Consider the following 14807-nt stretch of genomic DNA (forward strand, 5'->3'; position numbering starts at 1 on the left):
GCGTGGATCACGTCCTACAGCTGGCGCGCGCGCTTGCTGGGGTGGTGCTCGGGGAGTTGCGTCAACAGCGGCAGAACGGAGTGATTGATGAGTTCATTGGCCACGGATCGCGTCGACCAATGTTCATCCGGCGAATTCTCTGCACAACCGTTTGCTCTGTCACCCGCACAGACCGCCCTCTGGTACGCGCAGCGCATTCGCCCCGACGTACCGTTGACGATCTCCCAGTACGTCGAGATACACGGCGACTTGGACGAGGGGCGGTTGCTGTACGCGATCGAGCGTTTCGGTGCGGAGACCCAGGTGGGTCAAGTTCGCATGGTGGAGATAGATGGCACTCCGTATCAGATCGTGGATCCGGTGCACCGGCCGGGCTGGGTCCGCATCGACCTGCGTGGCGAGGCCGATCCGTACGCGGCGGCGCTGCGCTGGATGCACGAGCACACGAGTTCGCCCATCGACCTGGAACGCGACCCGCTGACCTCCAACGCGGTTCTGCGGATCGGAGACTCCGACTACCTCTGGTACTCGTTCGCCCATCACATCGTCATCGACGGCTACGGCGCGATGAACGCGCTCACCCGCACGGCTGAGATCTACACCGCGCTGGAGAATCGGACCGAGCCGGTCGCGTCCCGGGCGACCCCCCTGGCCGAGATCTACGCCGACGAGGCGCGCTACCACGACTCCAGTCGTTTCCAGAACGATCGCGAGTACTGGCTCGGGCAGCTGTCGGGCGTGGGCGAGCCCGTGAGCCTCGGTGGCGCCCGCCTCGGCACCACCACCCACGACGCGGGCCGCAGGCTGGCCACCGCCGTGCTGGACGACGACCATCATGCCGCGATCGAGGCGGCGACCAGCGCGTGGAACACCACCGACTCGGCGGTGTTCGTCGCGGCGCTGGCCGCGTACGTGCGGTCGGTGACGGGCAACTCGGACGTGGTCCTGAGCCTGCCGGTCTCGGCGCGCACCACGGTCTCGCTGCGCCGCTCGGCGGGCGTGATCTCCAACGTCGTGCCGATCCGGCTGCGATTCGACGAGGCGACCACGATCGGCGACCTGGTGAAGGCGGCCGAGTTGCAGATCACCGGCGCCTTACGTCATCAGCGCTACCGCCACGACGACATCCGGCGCGACAGCGGCTACTCCCGGGACGCGCGCGGATTCTTCGGCCCGATGGTCAACCTGATGCTGTTCCACGACGAACTGCGTTTCGGCAGCCTGGTCGGTTCCATGCACGTGCTGGCCACCGGCCCGGTCGAGGACCTCTCGGTCAACGTCTACAACGGCGCGGGCGGCCGCCTGCACGTCGACTTCGAAGCCAACCCCCGCCTCTACGGTGAGGCCGAAGTGAGCGTGCACCATGCGCGCTACCTGGACTTCCTCGGCCGGTTTCTGGCCGCCGATCCGATGTCGGCCGCCGAGTCCTTCGGCGCGATCACCCACGCCGAGCGGGAACAGGTCCTGCACGGCTGGAACGCCACCACGGCGCCCCGGCAAGACGGCACGCTCGCGAGCCTCTTCGCCGAGCGCGTCGCGTCGGACCCGGACGCGGTCGCGCTCGAATTCGGTGACGAGGCGCTGACCTACGCCGAACTCGACGCCCGCGCCAACCGCCTGGCCAGGCTGCTGATCGCGCGGGGCGCCGGACCCGAGACGACGGTCGGTCTGTGCCTGCGCCGCAGCCTCGACCTGGTGGTCGGCATGTACGCCATCGTCAAGGCGGGAGCGGCGTACCTGCCGCTGGACACCGAGCATCCGGCCGAGCGGATCGGGCAGATCGTGCGTCAGGCCGAACCGCTGTGCGTGCTCACGGCGGCCCGCGACGATGTCGAACTGCCCGCGACCGTCACCCGGCTGGAGATCGACACCGCGCAGGTCTCCGGATTCGACGACGGCCCGATCACCGACGCCGACCGCAAGGGAACACTGCGTCCCGATCACCTCGCCTACGTCATCTTCACCTCGGGATCCACCGGAAAACCCAAGGGCGTCGGCGTAACTCATGCCGCGATCGTCAACCGGCTGCGCTGGATGCAGCACGAGTATCCGCTCGAGCACGGCGACGCGGTGCTCCAGAAGACGCCGGCCACCTTCGACGTCTCGGTGTGGGAGTTCTTCTGGCCCTTACAGATCGGCGCGCGATTGGTCATCGCCGCCCCGGACGGGCACCGCGACCCGGCGTACCTCGCCCGGATCATTTCCGAAAAACGAATCACGACAGCGCATTTCGTGCCATCGATGCTATCGGTGTTCGTCACCGAGGCCGACTTGAGCGGCTGCGCCTGCCTGCACCGGGTGTTCTGCAGCGGTGAGGCGCTGCCCGCCGCCGCCGTGCGGGAGTTCTACGCGGCGTTGCCGGCCGCCGAACTGCACAATCTGTACGGCCCGACCGAGGCAGCCGTGGACGTCACCTACTGGGCGTGCCCGCCCGACGCGAGCGTCGTGCCGATCGGCTCGCCGGTGTGGAACACCGAGACCTATGTGCTGGACGACCGATTGCAGCCCGTCCCGCCCGGCGTGGTCGGCGAACTGTATCTCGCCGGAGTCCAGCTGGCCCGCGGCTACCTGAGACAACCGTGGCTGACCGCGGACCGCTTCGTGGCCGATCCGTTCACCCCGGGCGCCAGGATGTACCGCACCGGTGACCTGGCGCGCTGGCAGATCGGCCGCTCCGGCGGCGAGCCCGGTGTGCTGGAATATCTGGGCCGCAGCGACTTCCAGGTCAAGATCCGTGGCCTGCGTATCGAGCTCGGCGAGATCGAGGCCGCCCTGCTCGACGACCCGAAGGTGGCTCGCGCGGTGTGCGTGGCGCACACCGGACGCACCGGTGACGAGCTGGTCGCCTACGTGGTCGCGGCGAAGCACGAGGACGACGCCGCCGCGCTGGACACGGCGGCGTTGCTGACCGCGCTGCGGCACACGCTGCCCGGGTACATGGTGCCCTCCGCGCTGATCGAACTCGACGAGCTGCCGCTGAGCGCCAACGGCAAGATCGATCGCAAGGCGCTGCCCGCTCCCGCGCCGAGCGCGCGGTCGATCCGGCCGATCGCCGAGCCGCGCACCGAGGTGGAGCGGGTCCTCGCGGGCATCTTCGCCGAGGTGCTCGACACCGAGGTCGGCGTCGAGGACAACTTCTTCGATCTGGGCGGCAACTCGCTCATCGCCGCGCGGGCGGTGTCCAGGATCAACGCCGCGCTCGGCACCGCGCTGACCATCCGGGATCTGTTCGAGGCCGCGACGATCGACGCGCTCACCCGTCGCTTCGCCACGCAGACCACCGACGTCTCCTCGCCGCGGCTGGCGCCCGCCGAACGACCGGAGCGGATCCCGCTGTCGCAGGCGCAGCAGCGGCTGTGGATCCTGAACCGGTTCTCCGAGCACGCGGCCGCGTACAACATGCCGCTGGCGGTCGCGGTGGAGGGCCCGCTGGATGTGGCCGCGCTGCGCGCGGGTCTGGTGGACGTCATCGAACGGCACGAGAGCCTGCGCACCACCTTCCCGGAGTCGCCGGACGGGCCCTACCAGTTGATCCACCCGGCCGAGGCGATCCCGCTGACGCTCGACCCGATCGATGCGGCCGAAGCCGATGTGGCGGAGCTGGCGACCGAATTCGCCGGGTACGGCTTCGATCTGCGCCGCCAGGCCCCGATCCGGGTGGCGCTCTACCGCACCGGTCCGCAGCGGCACGTCTTCCTCATCGTGTTGCATCACATCTGCGGTGACGGCTGGTCTATCGCACCGTTGGCCAAGGACCTGATGACGGCGGTGGCCGCGCGCGCGAACGGTGTCGCGCCGCAGTGGACGCAACTGCCGGTGCAGTATGCCGACTTCGCGCTCTGGCAGCGCGAACTGCTCGGCGAGGAGTCCGATCCGGGCAGTGCCCTCAGCAGGCAGCTCACCCACTGGCGCTCGGCGCTGACCGGCCTGCCCGAGCAGCTCGACCTGCCGCTGGATCGCCCGCGTCCACTGCGCAGATCGACCGTCGGCGGCCGGGTCGAGTTCGCCATCCCGGCCGAGATCCGCCGGGGTGCGATCGAACTCGCGGCCAGCCGGGGCGTGAGCATGTTCATGGTGTTGCACGCGGCGCTGGCGACGTTGCTGTCGCGGTTGTGCGCGAGCGATGACATCGCGATCGGCACCCCGATCGCGGGCCGCTCCGATCCGGCGCTCGACGACCTGGTCGGCATGTTCGTCAACACCCTCGTCCTGCGTACCGCGGTCGACCCGGCGGTCGGATTCGACCGCATGCTCGACGTGGTGCGCGAGACCGATCTCAACGCCTTCGCCAACGCCGACGTGCCGTTCGAGCGGCTGGTCGAGGTGGTCAACCCGGAGCGTTCCCCGTCGCGGCACCCGTTGTTCCAGGTGATGCTGTCCTACGACCACGCGCCGGACCTGCGGATCGATCTGCCCGGGGTGCGCGCCGAGGTGCTGCCGATCGCTTCGGACGTCGCCAAGTTCGATCTGCAACTGGTCGTCCACGACGACTCGGGCGACGGCCCGCTGTCGGCCGAATTCGGCTACACCACCGATGTTTTCGACCAATCCACGGTGCAGTCGTTCGCTCGCCGGTTCATCGCGGTGCTGGCCGGCGGCGTGGCGGCCCCGGAGCTTCCGGTGGGCGACCTGCCGATCCTGGACCGCAGGGAAACCGAGAACCTCGTGCCCATCGCGGGCGCGCCGGCCGAGCCGCCGATCACCCTGGCCACCTTGCTCACCGCCACCGCGCGCCGGCTGCCGGACGCGGTGGCGGTGCGCTACCTCGGCGCCGACACCACCTACCGCGAACTCGACGAGCGATCGAACACGCTGGCGCGCGCCCTCATCCAGCACGGCGCCGGGCCCGAGACGGTCGTCGCGATCGCGCTGCCGCGCGGTCTCGACGCGATCACCGCGATCTGGGCCGTCGCCAAAACCGGTGCGGCCTATGTGCCCGTCGACCCGAACTACCCGAGTGAGCGCATCGCGCACATGATCGGTGACTCCGGCGCGATGCTCGGCCTGACCGACCCCGAATGCCTGGCGGCCCTGCCCGCCTGGCCCTCGGCGCGGGGCAAGCACCGCAAGGGTCACGTCGACTGGCTGGTCCTCGGCTCCGGCGAACTGACCGCAGACTCGGCGGGCCGCCCGGCGGACCCGATCACCGACGACGAGCGTCACCACCCGATGCGGGTGAGTCACCCGGCCTACCTCATCTACACCTCCGGGTCCACCGGCACGCCGAAAGCGGTCGTGGTGACCCACGCGGGCATCGCGTCCCTCGCCGCCGAGCAGAACTACCTGTTCGGCATCTCGGACGCGGCACGTACGCTGCACTTCTCCTCGCCCAGTTTCGACGCCTCGGTGCTGGAGATGCTGCTCGGCTTCGCCGCGGGCGCCACGATGGTGATCGCCCCCGCGGGCATGTACGGCGGCACCGAGCTGGCCGCACTGCTGCGCGAGGAGCGGGTCACCCACGCCTTCGTCACACCCGCCGCGCTGGCCACCGTGCCGAACGAGGGGCTGGACGAGCTGGAGACAGTCATCGTCGGCGGTGACGCCTGCTCCGAGGAACTCGTCGAGACCTGGACCTCCGGGCATCGCATGCACAACATGTACGGTCCGTCGGAGGCCACCGTCGCGGCGACCGCGAGCGGACCGATGGAGCCGGGCCGTCCGGTGCCGCTCGGTGCGCCCGTCCGCGGCATGCGACTGTTCGTGCTGGACAACCGTTTGCACCCGGTGCCGCCGGGCACGCCGGGCGAGCTGTATGTGTCGGGTCCCGGCATCGCCCGCGGTTACCACGGACGTTTCGCCCTGACCGCGCAGCGGTTCGTCGCCAACCCGCACGGCAGGCGCGGGGAGCGGATGTACCGCACCGGCGATCTGGTCGTCGTGGAGCGGACAGGGCAACTGCGGTTCCTCGGACGCGCGGACGACCAGATCAAGATCCGCGGCTTCCGCATCGAATTGCGCGAGATCGACAACGTATTGCGCCTGCATCCGGGCATTCGGTTCGCGCTCACCGTGGTGCACACCGACGAGCACGGCCAGGTACGGCTGGCGTCGTATGTCACGGCCGACCGGCCGGTCGAGCCGCAGTCCGTGCTGGAGACCGCGCGCAGGCAGCTGCCCGGCTACATGGTGCCCGCCTCGGTGGCGGTGCTCGACGAGATCCCGGTCACGCCCGCGGGCAAGCTGGATCGAAAGGCGTTGCCGGAGCCGGTGTTCGCGGCCGCGGGAACCTCCCGTCCGCCGAGCACCGCGCTGGAGCTGGGCGTGGCAGGGGTGTTCGGCGGGGTGCTCGGACGCCCGGTCACCGGAGCCGAGGACAGCTTCTTCGATCTCGGCGGCAACTCGCTGCTGGCCACCCGGCTGGCCGCCGCGCTGCACGCGGAGTTCGGTGTGGAGCTGCCGGTGCGGTCGATCTTCGAGGCGCCAACGGTCGCCGGGATCGCCGGGCAACTGGATCGAGCGCCCCGGACGCAGCGGCCGGCGCTGGCGGTGCAGACGCCGCGTCCGGGACGTATTCCATTGTCGCTGCCGCAGCAGCGTTTGTGGTTCCTCAACCGATTCGCGCCCGAATCGAGTGCTTACAACATCGCTTTCGTGATCCGCGTCGCCGGTGATCTCGACGTGCCCGCACTGCGCGAAGCGCTCGCCGACGTGCTGCGGCGGCACGAGGTGCTGCGCACCGTCTTCCCGGAAGACGCCGAAGGCGCCCAGCAGGTGGTGCTGCCGGTCGAGCGCGCGCTGCCGGAGGTGGCGGTCACCGATATCGACGACTCCGGTGCGAAGGCCGCGCTGGAAGCGCTGGCGCACACCGGGTTCGACCTCACCGCTGAGCCACCCCTTCGGCTGTCGCTGCTGCGCACCTCGCCCGAGCGCTACCTGCTCGGTGTCGTGCTGCACCACATCGCGGCCGACGGCTGGTCGCTCGGCCCGCTGACCGGGGACCTGGCCGCCGCCTATGCGGCGCGCCACGAGGGCGAGGCGCCGTCGTGGACGCCGCTTCCGGTGCAGTACGCCGACTTCGGGCTCTGGCAGCGCGCCTGCCTCGGCGAGGAGAGCGATCCCGACAGTGCCGCGGCGACCCAACTGGAGTACTGGCGCACCGCGCTGGCCGACATCCCCGACCAGCTGCCGCTGCCCTATGACCGGCCGCGGCCCGCGGAGCCGACGCAGCAGGCCGGGACGGTGCGTTTCACGGTGCCGGAACAGGTGCAGCGCGAGCTCGCCGCGCTGGCCCGCGAACGCGGCGTCAGCAAGTTCATGGTGCTGCGTTCGGCATTCGCGGTGCTGTTGCGCTGCGTCACCGGTGGTCGCGACATCGTGATCGGCACCCCGGTGGCGGGGCGCACCGACACCAAGCTCGACCGATTGGTCGGCATGTTCGTGAACACGTTGGTGCTGCGCTCCGACGTGGATCCGGACCGCAGCTTCACCGACCTGCTGCGCGCGGATCGGGACACCGAGCTGGCGGCGCTGGCGCATGCCGACATCCCATTCGAGCGCATCGTGGACGAGTTCGGCGCCGAGGCCCGATCCTCGGGCAGGCACCCGCTGTTCCAGGTCGCATTGAGCGTGCAGGAGGGTCCGGCGCCGACGCTGGAACTGCCCGGTCTCGCACTGCGCGCGGAGCCGTTGGACATCGCGTCGGCGAAGTTCGATCTGGAGCTGCGCGTCGCGAACGACACGGGTCGACCGGGGGCTATCACGGGCGAGGCGGATAGCGTTTTCGAATTCGTCTACGCCGCCGAGCTTTTCGACGCGATGACGATCGAGACGCTGGCCGACCGATTCTTGCGCGTGCTCACCGCCGTCACCGGCGACCCGCGCGTGCTGATCCGCGACGTCGACGCGCGCACCGACCACGAGCGGCGTACCCTCGCCCCGGCGCGGGGCGGCCAGGCGGCCCCGCCGTGCACGCTGGCCGAGTACTTCACCGCGACCGCGCAGCGGTATCCACACCACACGGCGCTGTGCACGGGCACGACGTCGGTCACCTATGCCGAGCTCGACCGGCGCTCGAATCGCCTGGCGCGCGCGCTGATCGCGCGCGGACTCGGTCCGGGTACGCGGGTGGCGCTCGGGCTCATCCGCTCGATCGACTCGGTGGTGGCGATGCTGGCGGCGGCGAAGTCCGGCGCCGCGTTCGTCCCGGTCGACCCGAAGTACCCCGCCGACCGCATCCGGCACATGCTCGCCGACTCCGGTTGCGCGACCGGCGTCGCGATCACCGCGCACGTGGAGCACTTGCGCGAGGGCGCCCCGGCAGGGCGCGACATCGAGTGGTTGCTGCTGGACCGCCCCGAGTTCGCCGCCGAACTCGAAGGCCACGACGACGCGCCGATCCACGACCGCGAGCGTTCGCGCGCCATTCAGGTGGCCGATCTGGCCTATCTGATCTACACCTCGGGGTCGACCGGAACGCCGAAGGGCGTCGCGGTGACCCACAGCGGTCTGGCCAACCTGGCCGACGAGATCCGCGACCGGATCGGCGTCGACGAGCATTCCCGCACCTTGCACTTCGCGACGCCGAGTTTCGACGCGGCGATCCTGGACCTGCTGATCGCACTGGGGTCGGGTGCCGCGATGGTGATCTGCCCGACCGACATCTACGGCGGTGACGAGCTGGCCGCGCTGATGGAACGCGAGCGCGTCTCGCACGGCTTCATGACCCCGGCCGCGCTGGCCACGATCGACCACGAACGCTGGCCGCTGCCGCACATGCGGGCGCTCATGGTCGGCGGCGAGGCGGTGGCGCCGGACCTGGTGGCGCGCTGGGCACCGGGACGGGTGATGTGCGATGTGTACGGGCCCACCGAGACCACGGTGGTCATCACCATCTCCGGCCCGATGCGCGTCGGTGATCCGATCACCATCGGCACCCTCGTGCGGGGCGCCCGCGCATCGGTGCTCGACGAGCGGCTGCGCCCGGTGCCGATCGGCGTCCCCGGCGAGTTGTACCTCTCGGGACATGGCGTCGCGCGCGGGTACTTCGACCGATTCGGCCTCACCGCGACCCGTTTCGTGGCCGATCCGCACGGCCCTGCCGGCGCCAGGATGTACCGGACCGGTGACGTGGTGCGCTGGAATGCCGCGGGCGAGCTGATCTACCTCGGGCGCAGCGACCACCAGGTGAAGCTGCGCGGTTTCCGTGTCGAACTCGGCGAGATCACCGCCGCGCTCGGCGAACACCCGTCGGTGCGATTCGCGCACACCGAGGTGCGCCGCATCGCCGGCGCCGACCGGATCATCGCCTTCGTCCAGCCCGCCGACCGCGCGGCCGGGGTGGACACCGAAGCGCTGCGCGCCTTCGTCGCGCGCAGGCTGCCCACGCACATGGTGCCCTCCGGCGTCACCGTGCTGGACACCATCCCGCTCACCCCCGTCGGGAAACTGGACGTCAGCGCACTGCCCGAGCCACAGTCCCTCGGCGATTCGACCGGTCGTGCGCCCCGGACCGACGCGGAGCGCTTGGTCGCCGCGGTGATGGGCGAGCTGATCGGGGCCGAGGGCGTGCGCGCCGACGACAACTTCTTCGACATCGGCGGCAACTCGTTGCTGGCGACCCAGCTCGTCGCGCGGCTGGCCGCCGCGACGAATGTGCGGCTCGCCGTGCGCACCGTGTTCGCCACGCCGACGGTCGCCGGGCTCGCCGAGCTGCTGGACACGGGCGCCGCGACCGACCCGGACCGCCCCGCGCTGGTGCGCAGGCAACGCCCCGAGCGCATACCGCTGTCGGCCGCGCAGCGGCGCCTGTGGTTCCTCAACCGGTTCAACGCGGGCGGGTCGAGCGCGGGACAGTCGGCGGGCGCCTACAACATCCCGCTCGTGCTGCGCATGACCGGCGATCTGAATGTCGGCGCGCTGGTTTCGGCCCTGCGTGCGGTACAGGTCAGGCACGAAACCCTGCGCACGGTGTTCCCGGAGACCGACGGCGCACCCGCCCAGGTCGTGCTCGACCCGGCGGAGGCGGCGATCCCGCTGGCGCGGCTGACCGCGCGTCCGGAGGAGATCGAGACCGCCGTACGGCGTTTCGTCGCCCCGGGATTCGATCTGGCCACCACCGTGCCGATCCGCGCGGCGCTGATCTCGGTGCCCACCGGCGCCGACGAACCGGCGCAGCACGTTCTCGTCGTGGTCGTGCACCACATCGCGATGGACGGCTGGTCGCTCGAGCCGATGGCCGCCGACGTCGCGGTGGCCTATCGCGCGGCCTGCGGCGGCGGTGCGCCGGACTTGCCCGAGCCGGAGGTGCAGTACGCCGACTACACACTGTGGCAGCAGGACGTGCTGGGCAGCGAGGACGACCCGGACTCGGCGGTGAGCGAGCAGCTGGCCTACTGGCGGCAGGCCCTGGACGGCATCCCCGAGTTGCTGACCGTGCCCGCCGACCGCCCGCGCCCGCCCGCTCCGTCCTACCGGGGCGGCACCGTGGAGTGCGAGGTGGACCCGGTCACACATCGCGAGCTGCAGACGATCGCGGGCAGCAACAACGTCAGCCTGTTCATGGTCTTGCACGCCGCGCTCGCGGTGCTGCTGCACCGGATGACCACTACCGACGACATCACCGTCGGCACCCCGATCGCGGGCCGCGGTCATCCCGCGCTGGACCGGCTGGTCGGCATGTTCGTCAACACGCTCGTGCTGCGCACGCGAATCGACCCGGGCGCCCGGTTCACCGATCTGCTGCACGCGGTGCGCGAAACCGACCTGGACGCCTTCGCCCACGCGGACCTGCCTTTCGAGCGTCTCGTGGAGGTGCTCAATCCGGCCAGGTCCCAGGCGCACCATCCGATGTTCCAGGTGATGCTCTCGGTCCGCAACGAGCCGGTCGGCGGGCTGGACCTGCCGGGGATGCGCATCGAGGCCGCCGACATCGACACCGGGATCGCCAAATTCGATCTCCAGTTCACCCTGACCGAGACCCAGACCGCACACCGTGATCCGGCCGGCATCACGGTGTCTGTGAACTACGCGCGGGATTTGTTCGATGAGCCGACCGCCCAGCGGCTCGGCAAGCGCCTCGCCCGGCTGCTCGCCGCGATCGCCGCGAGCCCGACCACCGCGGTGGGCGATCTGGAGCTGCTCGACCCCGCCGAGTGGTCGGGGCTGGCTCCGGTACGCGGAGGGAAACCGGACCGGCCGATCACCTTCCCCGAGGTGTTCGAGCAGGCCGCGAGCGTCGATCGCGCCGCCGTCGCCCTGGTCTCCGACGGTACCGAGGTGACCTACGACGCGCTGGATCGCTGGACCAACCGGCTGGCGCGGGTGCTCATCGCCCGTGGCGTCGGCCCGGAAACCCTGGTGGCCCTCGGTATCCCGCGATCGATCGAGTCGGTGGCGACGGTGCTGGCGGTGGCCAAGGCCGGGGCGGCGTTCGTACCGGTCGACCCGTTGTACCCACAGCAGCGCATCGCGCACATGCTGTCGGATTCCGGTGCGGCGCTGGGCATCACGCTGGCGGGTTACCGCGGCGAGCTGCCCGAGGGCACGGAGTGGATCGTGCTCGACGACCCGGCCTTCCGCGCGCGTGTGCTCGACGCGCCGGACGCGCCGATCGCCGACACCGAGCGCCTCGCCCCCCTGCGAATCGACAACCCGGCGTACGTGATCTACACTTCCGGCTCCACCGGCACACCGAAGGGCGTGATGGTCACGCACGGGGGATTGTCGAACTTCGCCGCCGAGACCGCCCACCGGTTCGACGTCCAGCCGGGATGCCGCGTGCTGCACTTCGCCACCCCGAGCTTCGACGCCGCGATGCTCGATCTGCTGCTGTCCCTCGGCGGCGCGGCGACCCTGGTGATCACGCCCAGCGGCGTGGTCGGCGGCGACGATCTGCGGCAAGTGTTCGCCGCTGAGCGAATCACCCACGCGTTCATCACCACCTCCGCCCTCGGCACGGTCGACCCCACCGGGCTGCGCGAGTTGCAGCACGTGCTGGTCGGCGGTGAAGCGCTGCCACCGGACCTGGTGACCAGGTGGGCGCCCGGCCGCAGCCTGTACAACGTCTACGGCCCGACCGAGACCACCATCGTCACGGTCATCTCCCAGCCGATGACACCCGGCGAGCCGATCACCATCGGCGGACCCATCCGCGGCGTGAACGCGGCGATCCTGGACGCGCGGCTGCACCCGGCTCCGCTCGGGGTGACCGGTGAACTGCACCTGGCCGGTGACGCGCTGGCCCGCGGCTACTTGAACCGTCCGGGACTGACCGCCCAGCGGTTCGTCGCCAATCCGTTCGGCAAGCCGGGTGAGCGGATGTACCGTACCGGCGATCTCGTGCGCTGGTGGGCCGGGTCGCGCGAGCACGGGGCGGCGGTGGATGCCGCGCCGGAGATCGAGTACGTCGGCCGCACCGACCATCAGGTCAAGATCCGCGGCTTCCGCATCGAACTCGGCGAGATCGACGCCGCGCTCGCCCGCCACGGCGCGGTCGCGTTCTCGACCACCATCGGACATCGCACCCCGGCCGGCGCGACGGCGCTGGTGTCGTATGTGAAGGCGCGCGACGGGGTGACGCTCACCGCGGCCGAGTTGACCGGGCACCTGACCGGGTTGGTGCCGAACTACATGGTCCCGCAGTCGATCATGTTGCTTGACGAGGTGCCGCTCAGCCCGGTGGGCAAGCTGGATCGCGCGAAGCTGCCGGAACCGGTGTTCACCGCGGGCGAGGGTTACCGCGCCCCCTCCACCCCCGCGGAGGAGGCGCTGTGCGCTGCCTTCGCCGAGGTACTCGGTGTGGAGTCGGTGGGCGTCGACGACGGCTTCTTCGAACTCGGCGGCAACTCGCTGCTGGCCACGAAAGTGGTCGCGCACGTACGGGAGACGGGCATCGACCTGCCGGTGCAGTTGATGTTCGGCGACGCGACGCCCGCGGCGATCGCGGCGCGGCTGGACGGGACGGACGCGTCCTCGGGCACCGCGGTGGCGGCGATGCTCGCGCCGGTGCTGCCGATCCGGCCGAGCACCGCGGCGAGTCAGGCGCCGCTGTTCTGCGTGCATCCGGCGATCGGATTGGCATGGTGCTACTCGGGGTTGCTCGCGCACCTTCCTGCGGACCGGCCGGTCTACGGCTTGCAGGCTCCGCACGTCGCGGGGGAGGACAGCCACGAGTCGATCGCCGAGGCCGCCGACCACTACGTGGCCGCGATCAAGCAGATCCAGCCGGAGGGTCCCTACCACTTGCTCGGCTGGTCGCTCGGCGGACTGATCGCCCACGAGATGGCGGTGCAGCTGCAAGAGGCGGGCGAGGAGGTCGCCTTGCTGTCGATGATGGACAGCTACCGGTTGTCCGACGAATTGCTCGCGCACGCGACCCCGAGCGTCGCCGAGATCGTCGGAGAATTCGGCAATGACGACCTCGATGGGGAAATCGATCCGGACATGAGCCTGCGGGACGCCGCCGAACTGCTGCGTGCCCGGTCCGGGCCGTTCGCGGCGCTGACCGTGGAGCATCTGGAGCGGCTGTACGCGGGCTACGAGAACGGCACCGTGCTCGCGCACAGCTTCCGGCCCCGGGCGTTCGACGGCGACCTGTTGTTCTTCACCGCGGGCGACGACCCGGTCAACCGGAACGACCCCGACCGGCGCGCCGACGCCTGGCAGCCGTACGTCACCGGTGCCGTCCACGACCACGAGCTGCGCTGCGCGCACTCCGCGATGACCACGCCGGACGCGCTGGCGGTGATCGGGCCGGTGCTGCGGAGGTGGCTGGAGACGAAGGAGACGCCCAGGTGAGCTTCGCGGTGGAGGTAACCGGCCTGGTGAAGAACTACGGCCGGGTCCGCGTGCTGGACGAGGTCGACCTACGAATCCCGACCGGCACCATCATGGGACTGCTCGGCCCGAACGGCGCGGGTAAGACGACGACCGTGCGGATCGTCACCACGCTGCTGAAACCGTCCGCCGGGTCGGTGCGGGTAGCGGGGATCGACGTGCTGCGCGATCCCGCGGCGGCGCGCAAACGGATCGGCCTGTCCGGCCAGTACGCGGCCGTCGACGCCAACCTGTCCGGCTACGAGAACCTGCGCATGGTGGCCCGGCTGTACGGGATGTCCCCGCGCCATGCGTCCGCCCGGGCCGCCGAACTGCTCGACGTCCTCGGGCTCGACTACGCCGCGCATCGCAGGGCCGGAACCTACTCCGGTGGCATGGCCCGGCGGCTCGACCTCGCCGGTGCGCTGGTCGCCCGGCCCGCCGTGGTGGTGCTGGACGAGCCGACCACCGGTTTGGACCCGCGCGGCAGGCTGGATATGTGGCGGGTGATCGGCGAGCTCGTCGACGACGGGACCACGGTGCTGCTCACCACGCAGTATCTCGAAGAGGCCGACCTGCTGGCCGACCGCATCACCGTGATCGACCACGGGCGGGTCATCGCCCGCGGCTCGGCCGACGAGCTGAAGACCTCGATCGGCGGCGATCGCCTCACCGTCACCCTGGCCGCCGGCCAGGCCGCCGAGCCCGCGCTGGTCGTACTGGCGCAGATCGGCGTCGGCGAGCCCGGCCACGAGGCGGGCACGGACGAAGTGTCGGTGGTGGTCGGCGATGGTTCGCGCACCATGGTGGAGGCGCTGCGCAGGCTCGACGACGCGGGTGTCTGCGTGGTCGACGCGAACGTGCACCGGCCCAGCCTCGACGACGTATTCCTTTCCCTCACCGGCAAACCGGGCGGCGCGCCCGCCACGGAACCGGAGACCGACGACGTACAAGAGGAGATCATGTCGTGAGCACGGCAATGGTGGGGGAGGCGACCCCGAAGGCGGAGCCGGAGCCGAGAAAAGCCGCGACGCAGCAGAATTCCGGCCCGCGCC

The 14807-nt window shown here is 70.6% G+C and carries 2 protein-coding genes; both read left to right on the top strand.

Annotated elements, in window-relative coordinates:
- The first annotated feature begins 87 nt into the window (after positions 1-87).
- Positions 88-13734, top strand: coding sequence for a non-ribosomal peptide synthetase (locus NA8_RS25265; protein WP_084467077.1), 13647 nt, complete (start codon positions 88-90; stop codon positions 13732-13734).
- Positions 13731-14723: an ATP-binding cassette domain-containing protein gene (locus NA8_RS25270; RefSeq protein WP_063052847.1), complete on the top strand. Its 993-nt coding sequence runs from the start codon at positions 13731-13733 to the stop codon at positions 14721-14723. Before NA8_RS25265 ends, NA8_RS25270 begins: the two co-directional genes overlap by 4 nt.
- The last annotated feature ends 84 nt before the right edge of the window (positions 14724-14807 follow it).

It is taken from the genome of Nocardia arthritidis NBRC 100137, assembly GCF_001612765.1.
GTDB classification, from domain to species: Bacteria; Actinomycetota; Actinomycetes; order Mycobacteriales; family Mycobacteriaceae; genus Nocardia; species Nocardia arthritidis.

Bases quoted from the DNA above. Each gene is read 5' to 3' on its own strand.
- NA8_RS25265 (WP_084467077.1), top strand. From the start codon at position 88: ATGAGTTCATTGGCCACGGATCGCGTCGACCAATGTTCATCCGGCGAA.